Genomic DNA, 25938 nt, shown 5'->3' with positions numbered 1-25938 from the left:
ACGCGCGACGCGCGAGGTGGGCGCGGGCGCGCCCGGGTGATCGGCGCCGGCCCCGGGTGCGGCCCGTCCCCGGCTCCGCCGCGTGTGCCGTTCACCCCAGCAGCGACTCCACCAGCGCTCGGACCGACAGTACGAACAGCCGGTCGCCGTCGGTGACGTTGCTCAGGCTGTCCGCCAGTTCCGGGTCGTCGTGGGCCAGCTCGGCTCGCCACTCGTCCACCGCCGGTGGTTCGGCCGCGCTGTTCTCCAGGGCCCGCTCCAGCATCACGAAGCCGGCGACCTGATACTGCACCGCCTGGACCGCCTCGCCCGCCCGCGCGCCCCGCAGGCCGGCCGCCGTCATCTCGTGCACCAGCGCCTTGCGGGCGGGCAGCATCATCAGTGACTCCAGGCCGCGCTCGCGGACCAGGCCGACCAGGTGCGGGCGCTCCAGGATCATCCGACGGGTCGATCGCGCGATCGACACCACCCGCTCGACCGGCGTGCTCCCCTCCACCGAGATCGCGCCCATCTCCGCGATCACCCGATCCACCAGTTGGTCGACCAGCACGTCGCGGTTGCCCACGTGCCAATAGATCGAGGTGACCGCCACACCCAACTCGGCGGCCAGTTTGCGCATGCTGAGGTTCTCGATACCGGACTCCATGACGAGACGCATGGCGGTGTCGAGCACGGTGTCTCGCGTGATCCTGTCCATCACGTCCCATTCTCGCGCCCCGGGCCGGTGGCCCGATACACGGTCAACCGGGCCGCGGGTCTTTACCTCGCCGACCCACCGGTGTAACAGTGTTACAGAGCAACCGGCACCACTGCGCACGAGATCGCGACAACGGGGGTCGACGATCCGCGCGCAGCCCTCGCACGAGCACCGAGCACACGCGCAGGCACGGCACGAGCACGGCACGAGCGGAAGAGGTGAGGTACGTGGCACGCATTCGATACGGCGCCCGGCCGGCGGAGGCGCTGAAGAAGTCCTCCCGGGAACGGTCCAGCCTTCCGGAGATCTGGTCCACGGGCGTGATGGCGATCTGGGAGACCGACCCCGAGGTGATCGCGGCCGTACTGCCGCCGCCGCTGGTGCCCGCCGACCGGCCGCTGGTCCGGGCGAACATCTCCGGCTGCGACATCAACGGCTACCCCCTCGGCGCGGGCGCGATCGCGGTGCGCTGCAGGCACGGCGACATCGAGGGCGACTACACGCTGACGATGCCGATGACCACCGAGCGCGCCGTGATCGGCGGCCGGGAGGTGTTCGGCGAGCCGAAGAAGCTGGCCGACGTCGAGGTCGAGCGCGACGGCGACCTCGTCGTGGCCACCGTGAACCGGATGGGCGTCACCTACATCGAGGTCCGCGGCACGGTCGGCGAGGAGCTGCCCCTGCCCGAGCCCCGGCAGACGCTGAGCTTCTACTACAAGTTCCTGCCGGCCGTGGACGGCGACGGCTTCGACGCCGACCCGCTCCTGGTCCACGTCACCCGCAACGAGCGCACCCGCAGCGCACACACCGTGACCGGCGAGGTGATCCTGCGCGACTCGGACTTCGACCCCGTCGCCGACCTCCCGGTCCGCAAGCTGATCTCGATCACCCTCAGCGAGCGCACCTCCGACCAGCAGGGCTTCGTGGCCGAGCGGGTCAAGGCCGACCTGGTGCTGCCGTACATCCACCAGCGCTACGACGACGTGCGGCAGATCACCGACGACCCGCCGCCCGCCACGAAGTAGCACCCCACAGGCACGGCAACGGCAGCGACGACAACACACGACAAGGGAACGGGACACATGCTGCAGGAATTCGACGGCAGAGTCGCCGTCGTCACCGGCGCCGCGAGCGGCATCGGGCTCGCGATGGCCGAACGGTTCGCCGCCGAGGGTATGAAGGTCGTGCTCGGCGACATCGAACAGGGCGCGCTGGACAAGGCCGTGGCCCGGATCACCGACGCGGGCGGACGGGCGTTCGGACACGTGGTGGACGTGTCGGTGCGCGAATCCGTATTCGCCCTGGCCGACGCCGCGTTCGAACACTTCGGCGCGGTGGACGTGTTGTGCAACAACGCGGGGATCGGCTCCGGCTCCGAGGGCAGGATGTGGGAGCACGACCCCAAGGACTGGGACTGGTGCTTCGCCGTCAACGTGTTCGGCGTCTTCAACGGCATCCAGGCGTTCGTCCCGAGGATGCTCGCGCAGGACACCCCCGGGCACATCGTCAACACCTCCTCCGGCGACGGCGGCATCGCCCCGCTGCCGAATGCGTCGGTGTACGCCACCACCAAGGCCGCCGTGGTCACCATGACCGAGGCGCTGTACGCGCAACTGGGCCAGGTGCAGGCCAAGTTGGGTGCGTCCGTGCTGTTCCCGGGACCGAAGATGTTGCGTACCGGCCTGTGGGAGTCGTACCGCAACCGGCCGGAGCGTTTCGCCAAGTCGGTGCCGCGCAAGACGCCCTACAACACGCTCGACGCGTGGGAGAAGGCGATGCGCGACGCGGGTCGGGAGATCGAGTTCACCCCGGTCGAGTCGGTCGCCGCCGACGTGCTCGACGGCATCCGGGAGAACCGGTTCTGGATCCTGCCCGCGAGCGAGCACAGCGACGCCCAGATCACCGCACGGTCGCGCAGCATGCTCGACCGCAGCAACCCCTCGTACCTCGAGACCTTCGTCCTGGACAAGTGAGCGACGATGACTGAGCAAGCGACGACCGAACTCACCACCCCCTACACGATCATCTCCTCGGACACCCACGCCGGCCTGCCCACCGAGCTGTATCGCGACTACCTCGCCACGAAGCACCACGCCGCGTTCGACCGGTTCATGTCCGAGCGCGAGGCGCAGCTCAAGGCGATCACCGATCTGGGCGTGCGCAACGAGGACTTCGCGGCGAACTGGTTCGAGACCAACGAGGAGGTGCTGCGCAGCGGTTGGGAAGTGGACCGGCGCGACCTGGAGTTGGACAAGGACGGCGTGGTCGGCGAGGTGATCTTCCCGGACGCCGACGCGGTCGAGTCGCGTACGTGTGTGCCGTTCGGCGCGGGCCTGGGCCTGTCCGGTGACCTGGATCCCGAACTGGGTCTGGCCGGTGCGCAGGCGCACAACCGCTGGCTGGCCGAGTTGTGCAAGACCAGCCCGGAGCGGCGGCGCGGGGTCGCGCTGATCCCGATCACCGCGGCGTTGGACGACGTGCTCAAGGAGATCCGCCGGATCAAGGCCGACGGCCTGGGCGCGGTGATGATCCCGGCGATGTGGATGAACCAGACGCCGTACCACGACCGCAGGTACGACCCGGTGTGGGCGCTGTGCGAGGAGCTGGAGCTGCCGGTGGTCACCCACTCGGGTCCGGCCGACCGCGAGGCGTACGGGAACCACCTGGGCATCTACGTCACCGAGGTCACCTGGTGGCCGTCCCGGCCGCTGTGGTTCCTGCTGTGGTCCGGCGTGTTCGAGCGGTTCCCCGGGTTGCGGTTCGGGGTGACCGAGGCGGGCTGCTGGTGGGTGGGCAACCTGCTGTGGTTCACCGACCGGCTGCTGCTCGGCTCGCGCGGGGCGGCCAAGTTGGCCGGGTTCGAGGAGATCAAGCTGCTCCCGAGCGAGTACTTCGACCGCAACTGCTTCATCGGCGCCTCGAACACCAAGCGCCGCGAGATCGGTATGCGCTACGAGATCGGCATCGGCAACATCTGCTGGGGTAACGATTTCCCGCATCCGGAAGGCACCTGGCCGGAGACGCTGAACATCCTGCGCAAGACGTTCTCCGACGTGCCGATCGCCGAGACGCGCGTGATGCTCGGCGAGGCGGTCGCGGATGTGTACGGCTTCGACCTGGCCGCGCTGAAGCCGCACGCCGAGCGGGTCGGGGTCACCCCCTCGACACTCGGCCAGGTGAACGCGGACGGTTCGGCGAAGGACCTGACGACCAAGTGGGCCGCCGCCGCCGAGATCGGCCGGCACTGGCTCACCGGACACGACACGGGCGCCGCGATCAACCCGAACGCGCCGGCCCAGGAGGTCTGATCCCCGATGACCGAGCGCACCACCCCGCCCGCCGTCCCGGGCGGCCCCCCGTTCACCGACCTGCCCGAGCGATACACGGTGATCTCGGCCGACTGCCACGGCGGCGGCGAGATCCACGGCTATCGCGACTACCTGCCCGCACGCCTGCACGCCGAGTTCGACGCGTGGGTGGCCGGCTACGAGATCCCGTACCCGGACCTGAAGGGCGATCTGGGTCCGCGCAACTGGGACTCCGATCGACGGCTGCGCGACCTGGAGGCGGACGGGGTGGTCGCGGAGGTGATCTTCCCGAACACCGTGCCGCCGTTCTTCCCCAAGCCGTCGCTCACCGACCAGCCGCCCGCCGCGAACGCCGGTGACCTGGCGCTGCGTTGGGAGGGGCTGAAGGCGCACAACCGCTGGATGGTCGACTTCTGCGCGGCGGCTCCCGGACGCCGCGCGGGCATCGTCCAGATCATGTTGCACGACATTCCGGCGGCGGTGGAGGAGATCCGCTGGGCCAAGGAGGCGGGGCTCACCGGCGGTGTGCTGCTGCCCGGTACCCCGCCCGGCTCCGGCCTGGTGCCGATGTTCGACTACGCGCACTACGAGCCGCTGTGGCGGGTGTGCGAGGAGTTGGGCATGCCGCTCAACCACCACACCGGCTCGGCAGCGCCGCCGGCCGGGGAGACCGACGTGGACAAGGTGGTGTTCCTGACCGAGGTGTCCTGGTGGGCGCACCGCGCGTTCACCCACCTGGTGGTCTCCGGCGCGATGGACCGCCACCCCGATCTCCAGTTCGTGTTCACCGAGCAGGGCACCGCCTGGATCCCGGAGGAGACCCGGCGGCTGGACTACTACTGGCATCGGATGAGCACCGCGGTCGGCTCCCAGGAGTACGAGTGGGGTAGCGAACTGGTCGGCCGGATGGCGCTCAAGCCCAGCGAGTACTGGGCCCGGCAGTGCCACGTCGGGGCCAGCTTCCAGCGCCCCGCCGAGGCCAAGCTGCGCTACCAGGTGGGCGTGGACCGGGTCATGTGGGGCAGCGACTATCCGCACAAGGAGGCCAGCCACCCGTTCAGTCGCGAGGCGCTCCAGCTCACCTACAACGGCATCGACCCGGTCGAGGTCGCGGCCATGGTCGGCGGCAACGCGGCGAAGCTGTACGGCTTCGACCTCGACGCGCTGGCCCCGATCGCGGCCCGGGTGGGGCCGAGGGTCGAACAGGTCTGGGCACCGCTCGCGCCGGAGGACATCCCGGTCGGCGCGGACAAGTGCCCGGCGTTCGTCGGGGTGACGGGCGTCAAGCCGTAAGGGCCGGTCGAGCCGGGTCGGCCCTGCCCGAGCCTGTCGGTGGCGGGAGTGGAACCCTCGTTCCGCTCCCGCCACCGGGGGTGTGATGCCTTGCACAGGGCTTCGTGCCGGCGGGCGGGCGATTTTTCCGGTGAATCGTGTCGGCACGGCTTAGAGTCCGAGCCATGACTCGACCGGACTGGGCTCCAGAGCACATCGACATCACGCGCGCCAGCGTCGCCCGCGTCTACGACTACGCGCTCGGCGGCGCGCACAACTTCGCGGTCGACCGCGAGGCCGCGGAGCTGGTCACCCAGGCGATGCCCGAGTTGCGCGACGTGCTGCGCGGGAACCGGGTCTTCCTCACCCGCGCCGTCCACCACCTGTTGGACCTGGGCATCCGGCAGTTCCTCGATCTGGGCTCGGGCATCCCGACCGTGGGCAACGTGCACGAGATCGCGCACAAGGCCGACCCGGACGCGCGTGTGGTGTACGTGGACAACGACCCGGTCGCGGTCGCGCACAGCCAACTGCTGCTCGCGGACAACCCGAACGCGACCGTGGTGGGCGCCGACCTGACCGATCCGGCCAAGGTGATCGACTCGCCCGAGGTGCGCAAGCTGATCGACTTCTCCCAGCCGGTCGGCGTGCTGATCGTGTCGGTGCTGCACTTCCTGCCGGACGAGGCGGACCCCGTCGGCGTGGTGCGCCAGTACATGGACGCCACCGTCCCCGGCAGCCACCTGGCCCTGTCCCACGCGCACCGCAGCGAGGAGCGCCCGGCCGGGATGGACCGCGCGCTCAGTGAGTACTCGTCCAACGTGCAGCAGATGCACGCCCGTTCGCACGACGGGATCCTGGCCATCTTCGGCGGACTGGAACTGCTGCCCGCCCGCCTGGTCCCGGTCGACGTGTGGGGCCCCGAGGGCCCCCTCGGCGACCCGCCGGTGAAGCTGCCTCAGCTGGCGGGCGTCGCGGTCAAGGCCTGAGCGGCCGGCACCGGGTTGTAGAACTCGCGCTGCCCGACCACCAGACCGTCCCGAAAAGTCAGCACCGCGATGTAGGTGTTGGCGTAGGGCCGGTCCGTGGTCCGGGCCCGACCCGTCCCCGTGAACTCGACGATCACGGTGTCCGGGTCCACGCAGTCGTGGACCCGGGTCACCGTCAGGCTCAGCTCGAAGACGCCGAGCGCGATGGCGAGGTAGGTCTCCACCGCGGCCCGGCCCTCGATCCGCACCGGCGGCGCGGCGTAGGGGAATTCGAGCACGACGTCGGGGTGGTAGCAGGCCACCTGGGCGGCGCGGTCGCCGGCGCCGACGGCGGCGAGCAGCCGTTCGGCGACGCGGGTGTGGTGCGCGCGGCGTGCCTCGGCCGGTTCGGTCGAATGCGTGGTCATGGCCGCACCCTGGCGCAGATCGGCCCGCGATGGAAGATCGCCTCCACGTGGGATCAGGCCGCGGCGGTTCACGCCGCGGCCGGTTCACGTCCCGGCGGGTTCACTCCGCGGCGCGTTCACGCTGCGGCCGGTTCACCGTCCGCGACGGGCACCGTGTTCGTCTCGGGCAGCAGGAGCAGGCAGGTCGCGCTCACCGTCGCCGCGCCCGCCAGATAGGTCGCGACGCCCCACGGTGTGCCGTCGCCGCGGGCCAGCTCGGTGGCCACCATCGGGGTCAGCGCGCCGCCGAGCACCCCGCCCAGGTTGTACGCGGTGGACGCGCCGGTACACCGCACCCGCGGCTCGAACAGCTCGGACAGGTACGCCCCGACCACCGAGAACATCGCCATGAACGCGACCAGCGTGCCCAGGCATCCCAGGGTCATCCACATCGGCTCGCCGGTGGCCAGCAGGCCGAGCATCGGGAACGCCCACAGACCCATTCCCGCGCAGCCCACCAGGCACATCGGCTTGCGCCCGTACCGATCGCCCACCACGGCGAACAGTGGGGTGACCAGGGCCATTCCGGTCACCGCGATCATGATGCAGGCCAGCATCGTGGTGCGGCCGACCGTCGGCCGGTCGTCGGCGTACTGCAGGGACCACGTGGTGGTCAGGTAGAAGCCCACGTAGCCGCAGGCCAGCGCCCCCGCGGCGAGCAGGACCAGGCGCCAGTGCCCGCGCAGGACCTCGGCGACCGGGCTCGGGGAGGTCTCGTTGCCGGCCAGCAGCGCCCGAAACGCCGGCGTCTCCTCGACCGAGGCGCGCAGCAGCAGCCCGCCCGCCGCGAGCACTCCGGCGAACAGGAACGGCACCCGCCAGCCCCACGCGTGGAACTGCGCGTCGGTCAGCGACCCGGACAGGACCAGCATCAGCCCGTTGGCGAGCAGGAACCCGATCGAGGGGCCGGCCTGGGGAATCCCGGCCCACAACGCCCGCCGCCCCGGCGGTGCGTGCTCGGCGGCCAGCAACACCGCGCCGCCCCACTCGCCGCCCACGCCGAAGCCCTGGCAGAACCGCAACACCACCAGCAGGATCGGTGCGGCCACGCCGATCCGGTCGTAGGTCGGCAGCAGCCCGACCAGCACGGTGGCCACACCGGTCAGGACGAGCGACACCACCAGGACCGGCCGCCGCCCGCGCCGATCGCCCAGGCGCCCGAACACCACCGCACCCAGCGGGCGCGCGACGAACCCGACCGCGTAGGTCGCGAACGCCGCGAGGGTGCCGGCGATCGGCGAGAAGCCGGGAAAGAACAGCGGCCCGAGCACCAGGGCGGCGGCGGTGCCGTAGACGAAGAAGTCGTAGAACTCGATCGCGGTACCGGCGAAGGACGCCGCCGCGATCCGGACCATGGAGACATTTCGAGTCACACCCCGCCCAACGACCGGGTGGGGACGTGGTCACCCACGCGGCGGTCACCCGTCCGGCGCGGTCTGGCGAGCCTTTCCGGACGCGTCGCGTTGTACAGGAGTTCGCGCCTCGCCGAGATCGGCGAGCCAGGGGGCGCCCGCGTCGTCGCCCACGTGGCCGAGGGACCAGGCCGGGTTCTGGCACATCGCGGTCTGCACGATCTGGGTGCCCGGCAGGGTGATCGGCCAGCACAGCAGGTGTCCGGCCAACCACCAGAACTTGCCGAGCACCGCCACGGAGAGATCGTCCTCGCCGGGCGGTCGGTCGCGGTACTCGTGCAGATACCAGGTGCGCACCACCTGCGGCCAGCTCTGCTCGGCGATCACCGTGCCGTCCCGATCGCGCAGCGGCCCGTTGCGAAACCGCACATCCCGCGCGATGCGATGGGTCACCCGCAGGCCCAGCGCGCGGCGTACCGGGGTGAGCAGAATCGTCACACCACCGCACACCGACCAGGTGAGCATCGACGGCCACAGGCCGAAGACCAGGAACAACACCGCACCGGCCACCCCCAGCGGCAGGCCCACCGCCCGCGCCGCGACCGGTTCCGCGTAGACCTTCAGCGGCGTGATCGGGACCCGGAAGACCGTGTCGGGCGTGCTGCCGTAGCGCGACTCGTCGAAGTCGAGCGCGCGCGCCCGACGATAGGTCCGGGTCTGGAACCAGGGCAGCGCCAGAGACGACACCGCGCCGGCCACACCGACCACAAACCAGGGCAGGGACACATCGTGAAGCTCCATCGCCACGTCACCCCTCCGCGCGTCGATGTCTCCACGGTCGCCCATGACGGCCCGCTACGGAAGACCACGATGTCGGACAAGTGGCAGAAAATATGCCCCCCACCCCCACGTGCGACGACCTCGGCCGCGCGGCGAGCCCGCGACGTGATGTAGGCGACGCCGTCCGACCGGGCGCGATGCGTCGCGCCGGCGGGCCGGACCTACCCCTGAACCGCCCCACCGCCGTGGGGCGTCGACTGCGATCGGTGGTGTGGTGCCGCTCGGCTCCGGCGCAGCAGTGCCATGGCGAGCGCCTGGACGGAGCGGGTGAAGTGGCGGGGGTCGTCGGGTGGGGTGGTGTGGCGGATCAGGTCGCCGTCGAAGAGCGCGAGTACGGCGTGGGCCAGGAAGTCGGCGTCGAGGTCGGGGCGGCCGTCGGTGAACAGGGCGGCGAGGTGGTGGTGCCAGAACCGGTAGCTGGGATCGCCGTACCGGTCCTCGGCGCAGGCCTGTCCGTGTGCCGACAGCAGGGTGGCGTTGCCCTCGGCGATCGCGCCGAGTCCGTCGAGGAAGGCGAGCATGCGCTCCGGCGCGGGCGCGCCCGGTCCCAGCGGCGGCGGGCCGTTGCCGACCGCGTCGCGCAACTCCCGGGACCGCTCCTCCAACAGCGCTTGCAGCAGCCCGGCACGGTTGCCGAAGCGCCGGAACACGGTGCCCTTCCCGACTCCGGCGAGCGCCGCGACCCGGTCGAGCGACACGTGGTCCCCGCCACCCTCGGCCAGGAGCCGCTCGGTCGCGCGCAGCACCGCACGGCGATTGCGGGCCGCGTCGGCGCGCTCGACCCGCGCCCGCTGTTCGGTCATCGGCTTCTCCCCGCTGGACGGACCGTCGGTCCGCATACTACCGTGCAGATAACCGGACCGACGGTCCGTTCAATCCGCGGTCGCACCACGCCTTCAGGGGGACCCATGGTCATGCGCGCGCTCGTCGTCGATCCCGACGCTTCGGTATCACTCCGTCTCGGGACCGCCCCGGAGCCCCACCCCGCACCGGGTCAACTGGTGATCTCCGTCCGGCACATCTCGCTCAACCGCGGCGAGGTGGCGTTCGCCGGACGCCTTCCGGCCGGGACCGTGCACGGCTACGACGCCGCCGGTGTCGTCGTACGGGCCGCCGCGGACGGCACCGGGCCGGCCGTGGGCGCCGAGGTCGCCGCGTTCGGCGCCGGCGCCTGGGCCGAGCGCATGGCCGTGGACACCACCGCCGTGGCCGAGGTGCCCGCCGGGGTCGACCTCGCGGACGCCGCCGCGCTGCCGATGGCCGGCATCACCGCGCTGCGCACGCTGCGCACCCGCTCCGTCCTGGGCCGACGGGTACTGGTCACCGGCGCGGCCGGCGGCGTCGGGCGCTACGCGGTCCAGCTCGCGGCCCTGGGCGGCGCCCACGTGATCGCCTCGGTCGGATCGCCGACCCGAGCCGCCGGCCTGGCCGAACTGGGCGCGCACCAGGTCGTGGTCGGCCTCGCCGGCATCGACCGGCCGGTGGACCTCGTCCTCGACACCGTCGGCGGCCCGCGACTGGTCGCGGCCTGGGACCTGCTCGCGCCGGGCGGGAGTGTGCAAAACATCGGCTGGGCCTCCGACGAACCGGCGGTCTTCGCGCCGTACTCGCTGTTCTCCATCGGGCCGGCCAAGACCATGAGCACATTCGGCGACGTCCACGACGTCGGCCCGGACCTGGCGACCCTCCTGGACTTCGTGGCGGCGGGCCGGCTCGCCCCGGAGGTGGACCGGCGCGATTCCTGGGAGCGGGTCGCCGAAGCCGCCCGGGCCCTGCTCGACCGGCGCGTCGCGGGCAAGGTGGTCCTGGACGTGAAACCGGTGGCCGCCTGACCCGCCGCGCCGGCTCAGCGCCGGCTCAGCGGGCGGCCCATCGGCGACTCAGCGGCGGCGATACCCCGAGGCGCCGTGGATCCGGGCCAGGTGTTGCCGCAACGTGGCCACACGCGGGTGTTGCGGGCCCAACCGGTGCTCCTGTTCGGCGAGCAGCGGAACCAGCACACTCTCCGACTGATACGGGTCGCCCAGCGCGGCGAGCAGCAGCCCGATGCGCTCGCGCAGGTCGAAGCCCTGGTACACGTCGGCGTCTTGGACCCGGCGGTGCAGGTCGAGCAGGCGCCGGTACTCGCCGAGCGCGGCGGGCAGTTCGCCCAACTCCTCCAGGCACGCGGCGACCTGCCTGCCGTACTCCATCGCCTCCGCGTCGGCCGGCCCGCCCGTGGCCGCGAACACGCTCGCGATGTACCGCAGTTCCGGCAGCGCGCGGCGGAACTGCCGGTCCGCGAGCAGCGTGTCGGCGAGCGCTTGGCGCAGGCCCAGCACGAGCGGATCGTGTTCACCGTGCCGGGCGACGGCCACCGGCAGCGCGGCGCCGAGCACGTCCACCGCCTGGGTCAGCGCACCCTCGCCGAGCAGCCGGTTGGCCTCGTCGAGCGCACTGCCCACATCCGGCGTGGGCGGCGCCGCCGAGGGCACCGCGGCCCAGTCCGGATCCGTCCTGGGCGCGTACGCGGCCGGCCCGGCGCTCATCCCCCACGACGCGGCCGGCGCGGCCGGGATCGGCGCGTGCACCGGCGCGGGCACCCCCGGCAGCGGTTGCGGCGCCGCCGGGAAGCGCAGCGGCCGGGTCGGGTCCATCGGCGCGGTCGGGGCCAGTGCCGCGCTCGCGTCGCCCGTGGGCGCGGGCAGCAGCGGGGCCAGCCGCCGATACACCTCCTGCGCGTTCGCCGGCCGCTGATCGGGCTGCTTGCCGAGGAGGTCCAGGACCAGCCGATCCAGGCCGGCCGGCAGCCCCGGCCGCCGTGCGCTCGGCGGTTCGGGTGCGGTGTTCAAGTGCCCCAGCATCACCGACGCCATCGTCGGCCCGGCGAACGGCGCGCGGCCGACCAGCATTTCGTACAGCAGGCAGCCCAGCGCGTACAGGTCGGTGCGCGGCTCGACGATGCCGTTCATCTGTTCGGGCGCCATGTACGCGGGCGAACCCGGCATCGCGCCGGTCGTGGTGAGCTTGGTCGACTCCGGGTCGAGCACCGCGGCCACGCCCAGGTCGAGCACCTTGACCGTGCCGTCGCGCCGAACCATCACGTTGCGCGGCTTCAGGTCGCGGTGCACCACGGGCACCGCGTGCACCGCGGCCAGCACCGAGCAGATCTGCGCGGCCACCGCGACCGCCCACTCCCACGGCAGCGGCCGGTGCTCGGCGATCAGGTCGGCCAGGTCGCAACCGTCGAGCAGTTGCATCACCAGGTACAACTCGCCCGCGTCCGCGCCGCCGTCGAACACGGTGACCAGACCGGGGTGGTCGATGCCGGCGGTGACCCGGCACTCGCGCAGGAAGCGGCGTTCCATCGCGCCGCGCTCGCCGCCGGTGTCCACGAGGTCCGTGCGCAGGAGTTTGACCGCGACCCGGCGCTGGAGGGTGCGGTCGTACGCCTTCCAGACCTGGCCCATGCCGCCTCGGCCGATCGCCGCGGACAGTTCGTAGCGATCCGCGATCACCCGGCCCGGCGCACTCATCGGGGCCCGCCGGAGTTGCCGCCGTCCTGTTCGCGCAGCCGTTCGCTGAGCCCCTGGAGCCGGGCCCGGGCCCGGGCGGCGGGATCGTCGACGGCGGGCGGCGCGACCGGCGGGGGCGCGACCGGCGCGATGTGCGGGCGTGCCATCGGCCCGGGGTGGGGGTAGCCCGGTACCACCGGCCGCGGCAACGGCTGCGACACCGGCGGCAGGCCCACCCCCGCGTGCGCCCCCGCCCAGGGCGCGTACCCGGCCTGCCGCGGCGGCAGTTGCCCCCGCATCGCCCGCGCCCACCGGGCCGACCGCACACACCACCAGACCGGCATGGCCACCATCAGCACGAGCAGCATGATCGCCCCGACGTCGTCCAGGACCGTCTGCGGCGCGGGTCCGCCCACCGCCTCGCGCGCGGCCTTCTCGTCCTCGGTCTCGCTGCCCACGATCAGACAGACGAAGGCCAGGACCAGGAACACCACACTGAGCGTGAGGACCACCCAGTCCCAGCGCCGACGGGTGCGAACTCCCGCCACCAGCGGGGCGATCCACCCCAGCATGCCGATCGAGGCGAACGCGACGACGGCGATCCCGATGAGTCCGACCCAGTGACCGGCGGTGCCGCGTCGCCCGGGCACGGGATCGCGCGAGGGACCTTCCATGCTGTGTGACTCCCGAGGCTGGATGTCTCCCGAGCCGGCGGCGCGATGCCGCGTCCGCACCGTGGCCCGTCGGGGCCTGCGGGCGAGGCTTCCGGAGACGGCGTGCGGGCAGCCTATCGGCGGGGACCCCCGGCCGGCGGCCGACCCGGACACCCCGCCCGTTTCGTCGCCGACCCCGCGCCGGGCGACGCGCACGACGCGGTCGGACGACACGCCGGGGCCACACGACGCGCCGACGCACCCCGAACAAGGCGGAACCCGCGGCCCCACCCCCACCCGGCGAAACGCGGCGCGCACGACGAGGGGTACCGTGCCGGTGTGTACCGCTTCCTGCTGACCCCGCGCTGGATCGCGATGGCGCTGCTCGTCGCCGTGCTGATCCCCATCATGGTCGAGCTCGGCTTCTGGCAGTTCCACCGGCACGAGAACAAGGTCGCGCACAACGACCTGATCAGTGCCAACATCGACCGCAAGCCGGCGCCCGCCGAGGAGATCCTCGCGGTCGGCCGCAAGCTGCCGGGCGATCTCCAGTGGCGCCGGGTCACGCTGACCGGCAGGTACGACACCGAACACGAACTGCTCGTGCGCAACCGGTCCCAGGACGGCGTGCCCGGCTACTACGTGCTCACCCCGCTGGTCGGCGCCGACGGCCGCACCCTCCTGGTCGACCGCGGCTGGGTGAAGAACCCGCCGCAGGCCGCCGACCGACCCGACGTACCGCCGGCGCCGACCGGCCAGGTCACGGTGACCGGCCGCCTGCGCCCGGACGAGACCCGCAAGGACTCCGGCATCCGCGGCCAGACGGCTATCGAGGGCCAGGTGTTGCGGATCTCCGGCTTCGAACTGGGCCCGAAGGTGCCGCACCCGCTGTTCGGCGGCTACGTCGAACTGACCGAGCAGACCCCGATGCCGGCCAAGGCCCCCGCGCTGATCCCGGAGCCGGACGACGAGGACCTGGGCCCGCACCTGGCCTACGCGGTGCAGTGGTGGATCTTCGCGTTCGCGCTGCTCGCGATGTTCGTCAAGCTGATCCGGAGCGAGGCCCGGGAACTGGAGGCCGAACTGGCCGCGCTCGACGAGGCCGACCCGGCGGACGAGCACGAGGAAGCCGCGAAGGTCTGACCCCGGCTCCCCCGCCGCTCACAACCCCTCGACCAGCTCCGGCAACACCTCGCCGATCGGCTCCCGGATCACCGCGTCGGCGATCGAGTCGTAGGGCGTCTCCCCCGCGTTGACGATCACCAGGCGGGCCCCCGAATCCCGCGCCACCCGGCACAACGACGCGGCCGGCTCCACCTGGAGCGAGGTGCCGACGGCCAGGAACAGATCACCGATCTGCGCGGCGATCGCGGCCCGCTCCAGCACCCCGTGGTCGAGCCCCTGGCCGAACATGATCGTCGCGGTCTTCTGGATCCCGCCGCACTGCAGGCAGCGCGGGTCCTCCTCGCCCATCTCGACCCGCTCCAGGGCCGCGTCCAGCGTGGTGCGCGTGTCGCAGTCGGTACACAGGACGTAGAACATCGTGCCGTGCAGCTCGATGATCTTCTCCGGGGAGGTGCCGGCCCGCCGGTGCAGCCCGTCCACGTTCTGCGTGATCAACGCGTTGAGCTGACCGGCCCGTTCCAGCGCGACCAGCGCGGCGTGTCCCGCGTTCGGCCCGGCCAGTCGGGCGGGGTTGTCCCGGCGCAGCAGCCACGAGCGGCGGCGAATGTCCTCGTCGGCCATGTAGTAGCTGTAGGTGACCAACTTCTCGGCGTCGGGATCCTTGGTCCACACGCCCTGCGGCCCCCGGTAGTCGGGGATCCCGGAGTCGGTCGAGATGCCCGCCCCGGTCAGCACGGTGACGCCGTCCTCGGCCGCCGCGATCCACTTCCGCACGAGGTCGATCTGTTCGGTCATGGCACCGAGGGTAGCGACCCGGCCGAGCCGACTGCCTGTCATTTACCCGGCTCCGGGGCCGGCAGCGGGCAGGATGGGTGGCATGGATCTTGGACTTCGCGATCGTGTGTATCTGGTCACCGGCGGCACCCGCGGCCTCGGCTTCGCCACCGCCCGAGCGCTGGTGGACGACGGCGCCCGGGTGGTGGTCTCCGGGCGGGACGAAAAGCGCGCGGCGGAGGCCGTGGCCGCGCTGGGCGGTCCCGAGCGGGCGCTGGGCATCGCCGCCGACAACGGCGACAGCGGCACGGCCGAGCGCCTCGTCGCCGCCGCGCTGGCCCGCTTCGAGCGGCTGGACGGCGCGCTGGTGAGCGTGGGCGGGCCGCCGGCGGGCACGATCGACGCGGTCGACGACGACCAGTGGCGGGAGTCGTTCGAGTCGGTCTTCCTGGGCGCGGTACGGCTGGCCCGGGCCACCTCGGCGGCGCTGCACGCGGGCGGCGCGATCGGCTTCGTGCTCTCTTCGTCGGCGCGTCAGCCGGTTCCCGGACTCGGCATCTCCAACGGCCTGCGGCCCGGCCTGGCCGGGGTGGCCAAGTCCCTCGCCGACGAGCTGGGCCCGCGCGGCATCCGGGTGTTCGGCCTGCTGCCGGGCCGGATCGACACCGACCGGGTCCGCGAATTGGACGACCTCAGCGGCGACGCGGAGGCCACCCGGGCCCGGCAGAGCGAGGCCATCCCGCTGGGCCGCTACGGTGCCCCGGAGGAGTTCGGCCAAGTGGCCGCCTTCGCCCTCTCCCCGGCGGCGTCCTACCTGAGCGGCCTGCTGATCCCGATCGACGGCGGCCTGGCCCGCTCGCTTTGACCCCGAGCCCGGCGCGAGCCGGCGCCGCGGCGTACACACCGACCCGCGGCCCGTCGGTACACAAACCGGGCACGACACACGAGCCCAACGCGGCACGCCGCCTGAACGCAGCCCGCAGGCCGACCCGGCGCGTGGGCCCGGCCCCGGGCGGCGCGCAAACCGAACGAGGCACACGACCCGAAGGCCGCGCAACCGAACACGGCACACAAGCCGAGAACAGCACACCGACCCAACGCGCCCGCAGACCCAAGCCGCCACCCCAAACCGACACCACACGCGAATCCGAGCCACACAGCCAAAAGCCGCACGCGAGCCGAAGACAGCGCATCGGCCGGAGGCGACCGCATCGGCCGGACGCGGCCGACGAGTCGGCGGGCGCACGCGAGCCGAGGTACGGGCCGGGGGTGCACTTTCCCGGCCCGTGCCCCGATCAGTCCAGGTGTCGCTTCGGCAGCCCTCGGCTGGTCCGCAGCGTGAGCACCGTGGGCAGCGTCTCCAGGCCCACCGCCTCGCGCGCGTTGGGCAACACCCGGTCGCGCACCGCGCCGAGCAGTTCGCGGGGTTCGGCCCCCGGCTCGGCCCGGACCAGCACCTGCAGCGTGGGCCCGTGCCGCCGGCGCACCAGATGCGCGGTGACGTGCTCCACGCCCGCCACGTAGGCCAGGTCGTCCTCGATCGCGTCGGCCAGCGCGTTGCCCGAGACGGTCAACGTGTCCGCCTCGTCGCCGACCATGCCGAACCCGGTGCCGAGCCCCGACGGGCCCTCGCCGGCGTGGTCGCTCGTGTCGTGCACCCGCACCGACCGCACCGGACGCCGGCCCACCTGGGCCAGCAGCCACCACAGCGCGAGCACCAGGATCAGCCCCGGTACGCCGAAGGCGACCCACCACCACCAGCCGTGGTCGGTCAGCCGCTCGGACTGACTCGCGGTGATGAACGGCTTGTCCGCGGTGTGCAGCAGGTCGGGGTACCAGCCCCGCCCGCGCGCGGCGACGGCGAGCCCGCCGGCGATCAGGACCAGCCCGGCCAGGAACAGCAGGATCCGGTTGCAAACCGTGCGCATCATCGCCTCACCTCCCGCTCACGGGCTGAAGGCGCAGGTCCACGCGCGGCACCCGGGCCAGCGTGAGCGCGTTCGCGCGTTCCTCCAGGCGTTCGATCAACTCGTCGTGCAGATCGTCCGGATCACGGAAGTGGTAGTCCACCCGCAGTACCGCCTTGCGCCGCCCCATCCGCACCCGCGCGTCCAACACGCCCGAGGAGGCCAGCGCGGTGTGCCGCAGGAACGAGGCGGCGGTACGCCGGGTCATGTAGACCGTCATCGCGCCGCCGGGCGAGCGCAGTCGCAGCAGCGCGCGCCGTCCGGGGGTGAGCGCGAGCACGATCAGCCACAGGCCCACCGCGGCGGCGATCGCCCCGGCGGCGATGGTCCAGCCGTCGCGCCACACATGCGTCTGGGCCCGCTCCAACAGGTCGCGCGACCAGCGCGGCGCCCGATCGATCCGGGCCGTCACGCCGATGTACAGCGCGGTGCCCGCGATGCCGCCCACGACCAGCGCCACCAGCGCGGCCGGCAGCCCCCGCGTCGACCAGGCCCGGCGCACCTTCGCGCCGTCGCCCCAGTCGTCGGCGGCCGCCAGGGCCGTCGAGCCGTCGGCCGGCGCCTCCGGCGAAGCCTCCAGGCTCACTGCACTCTCCTCTTGCCGTGCCCCCCACGGGTCAACCGGGCCACCGTCACGTCCACCCGCACCACGGGCATCCCGGTCAGGTACTCCACGTCGGCGCGCACCCGTTGCCGGATGGTCCGGGCGATCTCGACCACCGGGCCGGGATAGGGCACGTCCACGTCGAGGTTCACCGTCGCGTGGTCGTGGTGCATCGTGGCGCCCGCCCTCGGGGGGCGCAGCACGGTGTCCGGGGCGGCCTCGGTGGTGGCCTCACGCGCCGCGCGCGCGGCGATCTTCTCCACCACCCGTCCGCCGATCTGCAGTACTCCGCGGTGCGCGGCCGGCGCCAGGCCCTCCGCCGGTACCGCGCGCATCAGCGGCGCCGGTTGCGCGAGCTGAACAGCTCACCGAGATCCAGGTCGCCGTCCAGGAAGCGGCCGACCAGGAAGCCGACCACCCCGAGGGCGGCGACCAGGAGAAAGGCCCCGAACCCGCCCAGCGCGGCGGCCAGGCCGAGGGCCATGCCGACCAACAGGCCGACCATGGGTGTAGTCATTGGCGAACGACTCCTCACTGAACCGACCATTGGTTGTTGCCGAGTTGCCGACCCTGTCGGGCCGAATACCGCGGAGGTGTCCTGCCGCGGAGCTGTCCGGAATCCATCGGTGCCGCGCCGCCCGCTACTCGACACGCGGGTTGTTGCGCCGCCGATGGCGCTCCGTCAACTGCCGCCAGAGCCGGCCCGGCAAGCGGCCGCGGCGGTAGACCGTAGTCTCCGCCGCGGCCCCCGAACGGATCGGCGCGGGTGGTCCCGCCGCGTCGATCAGCGCCCTGAAACGTTCGAGTCCGGCGACGAACTCCGCCGGGTCGCCCCCACGATCGGGGTGACTCGTGCGGATGAATTCCCGGTATTCGCGCAGCAGTTGTCGCCGCTCGTCGTCGCCGGGCGCACGCGTCACTGAAGCTGGCGCTCCTTGGAGTCGTCGCCGTCGTAGTCGATGTGGATGTCGTCCACCGCGATGTTGACTTCGACCACCTCGAGCGCGGTCATCCGCTCGACGGAGTCGATGACATTCTCCCGGACGGCCTGCGCCAATTCGGCGATGGGCACGCCGTAATCCACGACGATGTTGAGATCCACGGCACACTGCCGCTCGCCCACCTCGACGCTCACGCCCTGCGCCACGTTGGGCTTGCCCCCCGGAATGCGCTGACGCACCGCGCCGAACGCCCGGGCCGCGCCGCCACCGAGCGCGTACACGCCCGGGATCTGCCGGGCCGCGATGCCCGCGATCTTGGCCACCACGCCGTCCGCGATGGACGTGCGTCCCTTGTCGGTGGCCAGCTTGACGACCTCCGTGGAACGAGCGCCGTTGCCCACCGAACGCTCTTCGTCCTTCTGGAGCGCCTGCGTGCCGGTCTTGCCCTGCGTCGTTGTGTCCGCCATCGGCGCACTTCCTTCCTCGACTGGCTGCGAATGCCCGAAACCCTGCGACCGGAACCCCACTCGGTCCCGCCTGTCATCGGTGCCCCTTGCCGGGTTCACCACACCTGTACGACACACACACCGGGCGAACGTCACGCGTCGATCGGAGGATGTTTCGCGGAATCCGACGCTATCCCGCCGGGGCGGTCGTGGGCATGTACCCAACGCGCGGCCCGTCGTTCGGGTGGCGGTTCTCGTCTTGCGCCCCCGGGCGCAGTACCGTTCGCCGGGTTGGGACGAGGAGGGAAAGCCGATGGCCGACAGGGCCGAGCTCGACGAGGGCACCCTGGTGGTGCGCGCTCGAGAGGGTGACGCCGAGGCATTCGAGGTGCTGATGCGTCGGCACGGGCGATCCCTGTACACGCTCGCGCTGCGCATCCTGGGCAGCGCCGGCGACGCGGAGGACGCGGTACAGGAGGCGTTCATCAGCGCGTGGCGCCGACTGCCGGGGTTCCGCGCCGACTCGTCGTTCCTGACCTGGATGTATCGCATCGTCACCAACCGCGCCTTGAACATCGCCCGGACCCGGCGACCCACGGTCGGCCTGGACCAGGTACCGGATCGGGCGATAGAGCAGATGGCGGACAACCCGGAGCGGCGGGCGGAGGGATCGGCGGCACTGAAGGCGCTCCAGGAGGCGATGACCACACTGACCGAGGAGCAGCGGGCCTGCTGGGTACTGCGCGAGATGCACGGCCAGAGCTACGACGAGATCGCGGCGGCCGTGGGGATCGGAACGAACGCGGTACGGGGCAGGATCTTCCGAGCACGACAGACCCTGGCGGAGGCGATGCGACCGTGGACGTGACCGACGAGACGGGCGACGCCCCGGACGCGCTGCGGCTGCCATCCGCGGCGGAACTGCTCGCGGGGACCCGCGGGGCATCGCCGGGCTCGGGCTCGGGCCTCGGCGCCGACCCGAACTCGGGCTCGGTCTCGGACCCGGACTCGGGCTTCGGCGAGCCGGCCGATTTCGACCCGGACGAGGAACTGCTGCCCTGCGGGCGCGAACCGGAGTCGGTGCTCGAACACGCCGCCGCGGACGCGCTGGACGAGCACGAGCGCTCGTGTCCGGAGTGCCAGGCGGTGCTGCGCGACCATTCGGTGCTCGACCAGGTCACCCGCGAGTGGGCCGAGTTGCCGGTCCCGGTGCCGGATGATCTGGGCACTCGGGTGATGCGCCTGGTCCGGGCCGAGTTGCACACCGGTCGGCTGCTCCCGCTGGGCGAGCCGGACGAGCAGTTGACGCTGACCGAGACCGCCGCGGCGCGCACGCTGCGCGCGGCGGCCGACGCCGAGCCGGGCGTGCAGGCCCGCAGTTGCCGGATCCGGCCGTTCGAGAACCGGGCGGGGGCGGCGGTGCCGGGCCCGGTGACGGTGCGGTTGTCGGTCGGCGTGCCGTACGGCGAGCCGATCCACGCGCTGGCCGATCGGCTGCGCGAGCGGGTGCGCCGGGCCGCGACGGAGCGGCTGGGGCTGGAAGTGGCGAAGGTGGACGTGGACGTGGTGGGCCTGGAACCGGCCGCCGACGCTCGGGAGGGGAACCGATGAGGCAACCGGCGCAGCGCGCGTCCCGCGAGATGTCCGTCCTGGCCCGGACCACCGCCGGCGGCGCGGCGCTGGCCGTCCCCGGCGTGGTGGACCTGCAACCGGGTCTGCTCGACGCGGTCGCCCAGGTCTCGGGCGGCCTGCTTCCGGGCCGGGTCCCGGGGGTGACCACGCGCGTGCTCGACGGAGTCCTGCACGTGGACGTGCAGTTCCGCGCCGCGGCCGACCACCGCGTCCTGGACGTGGCCCGCGCGGTGCGCACGGCGGTCACCGCGGAGGTGCGCGAGCGTACGGGCCATCAGCGTGTGGTGGTACACGTCCTGGTCACCGACGCGGGGGTGTGAGGCCGGCCCTCGCTCAGACCTTCGCCAGACCGTACGACGGCCGCTCGTTCAGTGCCGCCGGGTCGTGTCCGGGCAGGTGGCCGTAGGCGCCGATGATGCCGCCGATCTCCTCGGCGGCGGTCAGCGGCCCGGTCGCGTCCTCGGCGCGCGGCACCCGGCCGTGGCCGATCAGTTGCAGCCACTTGTTCAGCGGCAGCCGGGCCCGCTCGTACATCTCCAGCGCCTCGACCGGGTCCCGGTACGAGCCCAGCGATCGGGCCAGCACCCGCGCGTCGACGATCGACTCGGACGCGCCGCCGAGCACGTACGGATACATCGGGTGGGCCGCGTCGCCGAGCAGGGTGACCCGGCCGAACGACCACTGGTCCAGCGGCGCTCGGGTCACCAGCGGATAGCCGGACGCCTCGGTGGGCGACCTGACCATGGCCCCGATGTCGGCCCCCGCGATGCTCCAGCCGCGGAATACCCGGGCCAGTCGGCGCAGGTCCGCCGGGCCGTTCCAGCCGGTGTCGCCGAGTTCGCCCGCCGACTGCCGATCGGGCAGCTCCGCGAGCCAGTTGGTGAGCGTGTACCCGTCACGCGGATCGATCGGCTTGATCGGGTGCGCCATGAACCGCGCCTCGCCGTGCGCGGTCATGATCATGGTGTGCCCGTCGGCGAACGGCGCGCAGCGCGTGGTGCCGCGCATCAGGATGCGCGGCTGGGCGACCGGCGCGCTCTCGTCCGGCAACAACGTCGCGCGCGTCGCGGAGTTGATCCCGTCCGCGCCGATCAGCACGTCGGCCCGCTCCTGCCAGGGCCGCCCCTCGCCGTCCACGAAGTACGCGGTCACCCCGTCGTCGTCCTGGTCGAACCCGGTCAGCCGGGACCCGGTACGCACCGCCGCGCGGCCGAGCCGCTGGTACACCGCGCGCAGCAGCGCGACCTGCAACTCGCCCCGGTGCACGGACAGATGCGGCCACAGGAAGCCCGCCCGCTGCCCGCGCGGGGCCAGTACCACCCGGGTCGCGCGGCGGTCGGGGAAGGCCACCCCGGACAGCGGCACGCCCAGGTTGGCGATCGGATGGTAGAGGTCGAGCTCGGCGAGTTCGCGCACGGCGTGGGGCAGGAGGCTGATCCCGAGCCCCAGGGGCCGGATTCTCAGTGCCGCGTCGATCACCGTCACCTCGGTGATGCCCGCGTCGTGCAGGCTGAGTGCCACAGCAAGACCACCTATGCCGCCGCCGGCGACGAGAACACGCACCCGGAAAGCCCCTCTTGCCAACCATTTGGAATATCACCACACTACCCGGCGCCCCGGGTTGGGGTCGGTGGACTCGCGAGCACCGCGCGATCGAAGCGAAATCTTCCACCGAGGTCGGTCACCCCGCGAGCACCGCGGTGTCGATCGGATCGCCTTCCGAGCCCCGTCGGAAGTCCCGTTCCGAATCCTCTTCCCGGTCCCGGAACTGACGGTGATACAGATCCGCGTACAGGCCGTCCCGGGCCAACAACTCGGCGTGCGTGCCGCGTTCGGCGATCCGGCCGTCGTCCACCACCAGGATCAGGTCCGCGTCCCGCACGGTGGACAGTCGGTGGGCGATCACCAGCGCGGTACGACCGACCAGGGCGGTGGCCAACGCGCGCTGCACCGCGCCCTCCGACTCCGAGTCCAGGTGCGCGGTGGCCTCGTCGAGCACCACCACACGCGGCGACTTGAGCAGCAGCCGGGCGATCGCCAAGCGCTGCTTCTCCCCGCCGGACAACCGGTGTCCGCGTTCGCCGACCACCGTCTCCAGGCGGTCCGGCAGCCCCTCGACCAGGTCGCCGATGTTCGCCGCGTGCAGCGCCGCCCACAGCTCCTCGTCGCTCGCGTCCGGCTTGGCGTAGCGCAGGTTGCCGCGGATCGTGTCGTGGAACATGTGCGAGTCCTGGGTCACCACGCCGACCGTGTCACGCACCGAGGCCAGGGTGACGTCGCGCACGTCGTGCCCGCCGATCCGTACCGTCCCCTCGGTCGCGTCGTAGAGCCGGCCGACCAGCGAGGTGATCGTGGTCTTGCCCGCGCCCGACGGTCCGACCAGGGCCACCAGCTGACCCGGCTCGGCCCGGAACGACACGTCGTGCAACACCGGTTCGGAGCGCCGCCGATCGAGCACCGCGACGCTCTCCAGCGAGGCCAGCGAAACCTCGTCGGCCCCCGGGTAGGCGAAGCCGACCGCGTCGAACTCCACCGTGGCCGCGTCCGCCGGCAACGGCCGCGCGTCCGGCTTGTCGGCGATCATCGCGGGCAGGTCGAGGACTTCGAAGACCCGCTCGAAGCTGACCAGCGCGGTCATCACGTCCACCCGCACGTTGGCCAGCGCGGTCAGCGGCCCGTACAGCCGGCCGAGCAGCACGGTGAGCGCCACCAAAGTGCCGACGGTGAGCCGACCGTCCACCGCGAGATGCCCGCCGATCAGGTACACCAGCGCGGTCGCGAGCGAGGCGACCAGGGTGAGCGCGGTGGCGAACACCCGGTTCACCAAAGCGATCCGGATGCCGATGTCGCGCACCCGTGCGGCCCGCCCGGAGAACAGCGCGTCCTCCTCCTCGGGCCGGCCGAAGATCTTGGCCAGCGTCGCGCCGGAGACGTTGAACCGCTCGGTCATCACCGTGGACATCTCCGCGTCCAACTGCATCTGTTCGCGGGTCATCGCCTGCAACCGACGGCCGATCCACTTGGCCGGCAGCAGGAACAGCGGCAGCAGCACCAGCGAGACCAGGGTGATCTGCCAGGCGAGGTAGAACATCGTCCCGGCCACCAGGACCAGGCTGACCAGATTGGACACCACGCCCGCCAGGGTCGAGGTGAACGCGCGCTGTGCGGACAACACGTCGTTGTTCAGGCGCGAGATCAGCGCGCCGGTCTGGGTCCGGGTGAAGAACGCGATCGGCTGGCGCTGCACGTGCGCGAACACCTTGCTGCGCAGCGCGTAGATCGAACCCTCGCCGATCCGCGCCGAGTACCACCGCTCCGCCAGGCCGAACCCGGCGGCGAGCAGCGCGACGCCCGCCACCACGATCGCGAGCACGGTCACCAGGTGACCGTCGCCCTTCAGTACACCCTGGTCCACGATCCGCTGCGCGAGCAGCGGCGGCACGATGGTCAGCACCGCGCCGATCACCACCAGGACCAGGTACGCGGTGATCTGCCGCGCGAACGGTTTTGCGAACTCGCCCACCCGGCGCACCGTGCCGGGCGCGAGTTTTCGCTCCACCACGGACGCGTCGCGCGTGTAGGAGCGCAGATTCATCCCCATCGGGCCGCCGCCGCTCATCCCGCCTCGTTCCCCGTACGTCCCGTACGTGTCGCCTGCCCGAGCCGAATGCTCGAACAAATTCCTGAGTCAACCTCAGTACTTCGTACACGGGAACACCGACACGGGCCCGCTTAGTCCCGGACCCGCACCCGGCGCGTCGACCGCCGGCGGGCGGACATGTGGCGCACGTCTCACCGAAACGTGCCCGGCGGATCCCGATGAAGCGGGTCGCGTCGGGATCCGCCGGGCCGGGCCTACTCCCCCGTCCCCGCGAGGTCGCGCAGGCGGCGGGCCTGTGCGGCGCGTTCGGCGGCGCGCTGTTCGTCGTAGCCACGCGTCGCGGCGCCCGCGAGCAGGGCCTTCGTCTCGATCACCGCGTCGCGCGGTGCGGCGACGAGTGCCGCGATCAGGTCGCGTGCGGCACCGTCCAACTCCTCGCGCGGCACCGCGAGGGTGGCCAGTCCCATCGAGACCGCCTCATCGGCCCCCACCCAGCGGCCTGTGACGCAGATCTCCAGGGCCCGGGCATAGCCGACCAGGTCGGTCAGCGGCTTCGTCCCGGCCAGGTCCGGGACCAAACCGAGCGCGGTCTCGCGCATCGAGAACCGCGCGTCGTCGGCGCACACCCGCAGGTCGCAGGCCAGCGCCAGTTGGAACCCGGCCCCCACGGCATGCCCCTGCACAGCGGCCACCGTGATCAGGTCCGGGCGTCGCCACCAGGTGAACGCCTCCTGGAACGAGGCGATGGTGGCGTCGAGTTCGTCGTCGCTCGCCCCGGCCAGCGTAGCGAGGTCCGATTCCCCCGGGATGCCCCCGCCACCCGGGAACATCCGTCGATCCAGGCCCGCGGAGAACGAAACGCCCTCCGCGCGCAACAGCACGGCCCGGACATCACCGGGCAGATCGCGGCCGACGGCGGCGAGCGCGCGCCAGAGCGCGGGAGTCTGCGCGTTGCGCCGATCGGGGTTGGTGAGGCTCACCACCGCGAACGCACCTTCGATCACGACCGAAAGGCCCTGCCCTGCCGCGCTGTCGGCATCGCCGACCCCGCGACCACTGTTGTCCGTGCCGCCCCTGTTGTCACTCGTGTTGCCACTCGTGTCGTCGTTCGAACCGAGCTGATTCGCGCCCACGTCCACGGTCCCTCCCGTGTTCGGGTCGCTTCCGGCAAACGACCACGTGTCCGACGTTACCGGTCGGTCACATGGTCGTTCGACGGATGGTGCCGTACTGCCCCGGGACTCGGTCTCAGGCCGAGGACGACGCGGCGGTCTTGGCCTTGCCCCGTGTTGCCCCGCCCCTGCCGCGGAGGGTCACTCCCGACTCGCTGAGCATCCGGTGCACGAAGCCGTAGGAACGGCCCGTCTCCTCCGCAAGGGCGCGGATGCTGGCACCGGAGTCGTACTTCTTCTTGAGGTCAGCCGCGAGCTGCTCGCGCGCGGCACCGGTCACCCGGCTGCCCTTCTTCAGAGTCTCGGCCACACGTGCCTCCTCATAGGAAGTGCGCTCTGGAATCCCATGATCACCCCTGGGGCATGGCAAGGCCAGTGATTCCACCAGGCCCGATGGCTTGATCATCGCGGCGCGTGGCCTCTTGCACACAAAGATCACCCGAGCGGAATCACGCCTTCCTTTGCCGAATGCTTGACCGAATCCTGTGTCCGCCGACAAAGGCGCTGGTCACCCATGAGATTCGCGACCTTGCTCTGTGTCGCCGTCGAGCCTCGTGACCGGCGTCACGTACGGACCGGAAGGATGGCTTCCCCTTGTGAGGGTTTCGTGGGGAAAACCCGTCGG

29 protein-coding genes are annotated in these 25938 nt (G+C 72.1%); 11 read left to right on the top strand and 18 right to left on the bottom strand.

All coding sequences use genetic code 11. From position 1 onward, the window contains the following. Positions 1-91 precede the first annotated feature (91 nt). Positions 92-697 (bottom strand): TetR/AcrR family transcriptional regulator, encoded by a 606-nt coding sequence (locus ACFRCG_RS12365; protein WP_380030761.1) that lies wholly within the window; start codon positions 695-697, stop codon positions 92-94. Between the two features lie 227 nt (positions 698-924). Between ACFRCG_RS12365 and ACFRCG_RS12360 the strand changes: the two genes are divergently transcribed. The 5 genes from ACFRCG_RS12360 (at position 925) to ACFRCG_RS12340 (ending at position 6266) form a co-directional block, all read left to right on the top strand. Further along, positions 925-1722 carry an acetoacetate decarboxylase family protein gene (locus tag ACFRCG_RS12360; protein WP_380030760.1) on the top strand — a complete coding sequence of 266 codons (798 nt, stop codon included), beginning with the start codon at positions 925-927 and terminating at the stop codon, positions 1720-1722. 57 nt (positions 1723-1779) lie between these two features. Next, positions 1780-2670: an SDR family NAD(P)-dependent oxidoreductase gene (locus tag ACFRCG_RS12355; RefSeq protein ID WP_380030759.1), complete on the top strand. Its 891-nt coding sequence runs from the start codon at positions 1780-1782 to the stop codon at positions 2668-2670. 6 nt (positions 2671-2676) lie between these two features. Next, positions 2677-4005, top strand: coding sequence for an amidohydrolase family protein (locus ACFRCG_RS12350; RefSeq protein WP_380030758.1), 1329 nt, complete (start codon positions 2677-2679; stop codon positions 4003-4005). Positions 4006-4011: 6 nt separating this feature from the next. Continuing rightward, entirely contained in the window at positions 4012-5298 is a 1287-nt protein-coding gene (locus ACFRCG_RS12345; RefSeq protein ID WP_380030757.1) for an amidohydrolase family protein, read from the top strand. A 164-nt stretch (positions 5299-5462) separates the two neighbouring features. Then, entirely contained in the window at positions 5463-6266 is an 804-nt protein-coding gene (locus tag ACFRCG_RS12340) for an SAM-dependent methyltransferase (RefSeq protein ID WP_380030756.1), read from the top strand. On the opposite strand, the gene ACFRCG_RS12335 is transcribed toward ACFRCG_RS12340, so the two are convergent. From ACFRCG_RS12335 to ACFRCG_RS12320, 4 genes are all read right to left on the bottom strand, one after another. Further along, on the bottom strand, positions 6236-6673 hold the full coding sequence (locus ACFRCG_RS12335) for a nuclear transport factor 2 family protein (protein WP_380011155.1): 438 nt from the start codon (positions 6671-6673) through the stop codon (positions 6236-6238). The genes ACFRCG_RS12340 and ACFRCG_RS12335 overlap by 31 nt on opposite strands. Before the next feature lie 116 nt (positions 6674-6789). Beyond that, positions 6790-8067 (bottom strand): MFS transporter, encoded by a 1278-nt coding sequence (locus ACFRCG_RS12330; RefSeq protein ID WP_380030754.1) that lies wholly within the window; start codon positions 8065-8067, stop codon positions 6790-6792. A gap of 63 nt (positions 8068-8130) precedes the next feature. After that, positions 8131-8865, bottom strand: coding sequence for a hypothetical protein (locus tag ACFRCG_RS12325; protein WP_380030753.1), 735 nt, complete (start codon positions 8863-8865; stop codon positions 8131-8133). Positions 8866-9065: 200 nt separating this feature from the next. Next, positions 9066-9707 (bottom strand): TetR/AcrR family transcriptional regulator, encoded by a 642-nt coding sequence (locus ACFRCG_RS12320; RefSeq protein WP_380030752.1) that lies wholly within the window; start codon positions 9705-9707, stop codon positions 9066-9068. A gap of 198 nt (positions 9708-9905) precedes the next feature. Here ACFRCG_RS12320 and ACFRCG_RS12315 point away from each other — a divergent pair, with 198 nt between their 5' ends. Next, positions 9906-10736, top strand: coding sequence for a zinc-binding dehydrogenase (locus ACFRCG_RS12315; RefSeq protein WP_380030751.1), 831 nt, complete (start codon positions 9906-9908; stop codon positions 10734-10736). 48 nt (positions 10737-10784) lie between these two features. On the opposite strand, the gene ACFRCG_RS12310 is transcribed toward ACFRCG_RS12315, so the two are convergent. Together ACFRCG_RS12310 and ACFRCG_RS12305 are read right to left on the bottom strand one after the other, a co-directional pair. Further along, on the bottom strand, positions 10785-12419 hold the full coding sequence (locus tag ACFRCG_RS12310; protein ID WP_380030750.1) for a protein kinase: 1635 nt from the start codon (positions 12417-12419) through the stop codon (positions 10785-10787). Next, positions 12416-13072: a hypothetical protein gene (locus ACFRCG_RS12305; RefSeq protein ID WP_380030749.1), complete on the bottom strand. Its 657-nt coding sequence runs from the start codon at positions 13070-13072 to the stop codon at positions 12416-12418. The genes ACFRCG_RS12310 and ACFRCG_RS12305 overlap by 4 nt, the downstream gene beginning before the upstream one ends. 318 nt (positions 13073-13390) lie before the next feature. Here ACFRCG_RS12305 and ACFRCG_RS12300 point away from each other — a divergent pair, with 318 nt between their 5' ends. Next, the gene (locus tag ACFRCG_RS12300; RefSeq protein ID WP_380030748.1) at positions 13391-14194 is read left to right on the top strand and encodes an SURF1 family protein; all 804 of its coding nucleotides are present in this window, start codon (positions 13391-13393) and stop codon (positions 14192-14194) included. 18 nt (positions 14195-14212) lie between these two features. Here ACFRCG_RS12300 and ACFRCG_RS12295 read toward each other — a convergent pair whose 3' ends face one another. Beyond that, positions 14213-14971: an NAD-dependent deacetylase gene (locus ACFRCG_RS12295; RefSeq protein WP_380030747.1), complete on the bottom strand. Its 759-nt coding sequence runs from the start codon at positions 14969-14971 to the stop codon at positions 14213-14215. Between the two features lie 82 nt (positions 14972-15053). Here ACFRCG_RS12295 and ACFRCG_RS12290 point away from each other — a divergent pair, with 82 nt between their 5' ends. Continuing rightward, positions 15054-15815, top strand: coding sequence for an SDR family oxidoreductase (locus tag ACFRCG_RS12290; RefSeq protein WP_380030746.1), 762 nt, complete (start codon positions 15054-15056; stop codon positions 15813-15815). A 430-nt stretch (positions 15816-16245) separates the two neighbouring features. On the opposite strand, the gene ACFRCG_RS12285 is transcribed toward ACFRCG_RS12290, so the two are convergent. The 6 genes from ACFRCG_RS12285 to ACFRCG_RS12260 form a co-directional block, all read right to left on the bottom strand. Next, the gene (locus ACFRCG_RS12285; RefSeq protein WP_380030745.1) at positions 16246-16881 is read right to left on the bottom strand and encodes a hypothetical protein; all 636 of its coding nucleotides are present in this window, start codon (positions 16879-16881) and stop codon (positions 16246-16248) included. A 4-nt stretch (positions 16882-16885) separates the two neighbouring features. Continuing rightward, a complete protein-coding gene (locus tag ACFRCG_RS12280) occupies positions 16886-17503 on the bottom strand; it encodes a DUF6286 domain-containing protein (RefSeq protein ID WP_380030744.1) in 618 nt (205 codons plus the stop codon). Beyond that, the gene (locus ACFRCG_RS12275) at positions 17500-17856 is read right to left on the bottom strand and encodes an Asp23/Gls24 family envelope stress response protein (protein WP_380030743.1); all 357 of its coding nucleotides are present in this window, start codon (positions 17854-17856) and stop codon (positions 17500-17502) included. Before ACFRCG_RS12275 ends, ACFRCG_RS12280 begins: the two co-directional genes overlap by 4 nt. Next, positions 17856-18038, bottom strand: a complete 183-nt coding sequence (locus ACFRCG_RS12270; RefSeq protein ID WP_078977717.1) for a hypothetical protein — start codon at positions 18036-18038, stop codon at positions 17856-17858. Before ACFRCG_RS12270 ends, ACFRCG_RS12275 begins: the two co-directional genes overlap by 1 nt. A 124-nt stretch (positions 18039-18162) precedes the next feature. After that, positions 18163-18441 (bottom strand): hypothetical protein, encoded by a 279-nt coding sequence (locus ACFRCG_RS12265; RefSeq protein ID WP_380011192.1) that lies wholly within the window; start codon positions 18439-18441, stop codon positions 18163-18165. Further along, a complete protein-coding gene (locus ACFRCG_RS12260; RefSeq protein WP_380011195.1) occupies positions 18438-18929 on the bottom strand; it encodes an Asp23/Gls24 family envelope stress response protein in 492 nt (163 codons plus the stop codon). The genes ACFRCG_RS12265 and ACFRCG_RS12260 overlap by 4 nt, the downstream gene beginning before the upstream one ends. A 292-nt stretch (positions 18930-19221) precedes the next feature. Here ACFRCG_RS12260 and ACFRCG_RS12255 point away from each other — a divergent pair, with 292 nt between their 5' ends. The 3 genes from ACFRCG_RS12255 to ACFRCG_RS12245 are packed head-to-tail and all read left to right on the top strand — an operon-like array spanning position 19222 to position 20860. Continuing rightward, positions 19222-19776, top strand: a complete 555-nt coding sequence (locus tag ACFRCG_RS12255; RefSeq protein WP_380030742.1) for an RNA polymerase sigma factor — start codon at positions 19222-19224, stop codon at positions 19774-19776. After that, the gene (locus ACFRCG_RS12250) at positions 19767-20519 is read left to right on the top strand and encodes an Asp23/Gls24 family envelope stress response protein (protein WP_380030741.1); all 753 of its coding nucleotides are present in this window, start codon (positions 19767-19769) and stop codon (positions 20517-20519) included. Before ACFRCG_RS12255 ends, ACFRCG_RS12250 begins: the two co-directional genes overlap by 10 nt. Then, positions 20516-20860, top strand: a complete 345-nt coding sequence (locus ACFRCG_RS12245; protein WP_380030740.1) for an Asp23/Gls24 family envelope stress response protein — start codon at positions 20516-20518, stop codon at positions 20858-20860. The genes ACFRCG_RS12250 and ACFRCG_RS12245 overlap by 4 nt, the downstream gene beginning before the upstream one ends. Before the next feature lie 13 nt (positions 20861-20873). Here ACFRCG_RS12245 and ACFRCG_RS12240 read toward each other — a convergent pair whose 3' ends face one another. The 4 genes from ACFRCG_RS12240 to ACFRCG_RS12225 form a co-directional block, all read right to left on the bottom strand. Next, positions 20874-22103, bottom strand: a complete 1230-nt coding sequence (locus ACFRCG_RS12240; protein WP_380030739.1) for an FAD-dependent monooxygenase — start codon at positions 22101-22103, stop codon at positions 20874-20876. Between the two features lie 118 nt (positions 22104-22221). Continuing rightward, the gene (locus ACFRCG_RS12235; RefSeq protein WP_380030738.1) at positions 22222-24159 is read right to left on the bottom strand and encodes an ABC transporter ATP-binding protein; all 1938 of its coding nucleotides are present in this window, start codon (positions 24157-24159) and stop codon (positions 22222-22224) included. Between the two features lie 236 nt (positions 24160-24395). Then, positions 24396-25145: an enoyl-CoA hydratase/isomerase family protein gene (locus ACFRCG_RS12230; RefSeq protein ID WP_380030737.1), complete on the bottom strand. Its 750-nt coding sequence runs from the start codon at positions 25143-25145 to the stop codon at positions 24396-24398. Positions 25146-25389: 244 nt separating this feature from the next. Then, complete coding sequence (locus ACFRCG_RS12225) at positions 25390-25623, bottom strand: helix-turn-helix domain-containing protein (protein WP_020553538.1); 234 nt, start codon at positions 25621-25623, stop codon at positions 25390-25392. Positions 25624-25938 lie beyond the last annotated feature (315 nt).

Origin of the sequence: Embleya sp. NPDC056575 (genome assembly GCF_042793325.1) — a bacterium.
GTDB lineage: Bacteria > Actinomycetota > Actinomycetes > Streptomycetales > Streptomycetaceae > Embleya.
This window is presented reverse-complemented; position numbering and strand designations above follow the sequence as displayed.

Bases quoted from the DNA above. Each gene is read 5' to 3' on its own strand.
- ACFRCG_RS12365 (WP_380030761.1), bottom strand. From the start codon at position 697: ATGGACAGGATCACGCGAGACACCGTGCTCGACACCGCCATGCGTCTC.
- ACFRCG_RS12355 (WP_380030759.1), top strand. From the start codon at position 1,780: ATGCTGCAGGAATTCGACGGCAGAGTCGCCGTCGTCACCGGCGCCGCG.
- ACFRCG_RS12350 (WP_380030758.1), top strand. From the start codon at position 2,677: ATGACTGAGCAAGCGACGACCGAACTCACCACCCCCTACACGATCATC.
- ACFRCG_RS12345 (WP_380030757.1), top strand. From the start codon at position 4,012: ATGACCGAGCGCACCACCCCGCCCGCCGTCCCGGGCGGCCCCCCGTTC.
- ACFRCG_RS12340 (WP_380030756.1), top strand. From the start codon at position 5,463: ATGACTCGACCGGACTGGGCTCCAGAGCACATCGACATCACGCGCGCC.
- ACFRCG_RS12335 (WP_380011155.1), bottom strand. From the start codon at position 6,673: ATGACCACGCATTCGACCGAACCGGCCGAGGCACGCCGCGCGCACCAC.
- ACFRCG_RS12330 (WP_380030754.1), bottom strand. From the start codon at position 8,067: ATGGTCCGGATCGCGGCGGCGTCCTTCGCCGGTACCGCGATCGAGTTC.
- ACFRCG_RS12325 (WP_380030753.1), bottom strand. From the start codon at position 8,865: ATGGAGCTTCACGATGTGTCCCTGCCCTGGTTTGTGGTCGGTGTGGCC.
- ACFRCG_RS12320 (WP_380030752.1), bottom strand. From the start codon at position 9,707: ATGACCGAACAGCGGGCGCGGGTCGAGCGCGCCGACGCGGCCCGCAAT.
- ACFRCG_RS12310 (WP_380030750.1), bottom strand. From the start codon at position 12,419: ATGAGTGCGCCGGGCCGGGTGATCGCGGATCGCTACGAACTGTCCGCG.
- ACFRCG_RS12305 (WP_380030749.1), bottom strand. From the start codon at position 13,072: ATGGAAGGTCCCTCGCGCGATCCCGTGCCCGGGCGACGCGGCACCGCC.
- ACFRCG_RS12295 (WP_380030747.1), bottom strand. From the start codon at position 14,971: ATGACCGAACAGATCGACCTCGTGCGGAAGTGGATCGCGGCGGCCGAG.
- ACFRCG_RS12290 (WP_380030746.1), top strand. From the start codon at position 15,054: ATGGATCTTGGACTTCGCGATCGTGTGTATCTGGTCACCGGCGGCACC.
- ACFRCG_RS12285 (WP_380030745.1), bottom strand. From the start codon at position 16,881: ATGATGCGCACGGTTTGCAACCGGATCCTGCTGTTCCTGGCCGGGCTG.
- ACFRCG_RS12275 (WP_380030743.1), bottom strand. From the start codon at position 17,856: ATGCGCGCGGTACCGGCGGAGGGCCTGGCGCCGGCCGCGCACCGCGGA.
- ACFRCG_RS12270 (WP_078977717.1), bottom strand. From the start codon at position 18,038: ATGACTACACCCATGGTCGGCCTGTTGGTCGGCATGGCCCTCGGCCTG.
- ACFRCG_RS12260 (WP_380011195.1), bottom strand. From the start codon at position 18,929: ATGGCGGACACAACGACGCAGGGCAAGACCGGCACGCAGGCGCTCCAG.
- ACFRCG_RS12255 (WP_380030742.1), top strand. From the start codon at position 19,222: ATGGCCGACAGGGCCGAGCTCGACGAGGGCACCCTGGTGGTGCGCGCT.
- ACFRCG_RS12245 (WP_380030740.1), top strand. From the start codon at position 20,516: ATGAGGCAACCGGCGCAGCGCGCGTCCCGCGAGATGTCCGTCCTGGCC.
- ACFRCG_RS12235 (WP_380030738.1), bottom strand. From the start codon at position 24,159: ATGAGCGGCGGCGGCCCGATGGGGATGAATCTGCGCTCCTACACGCGC.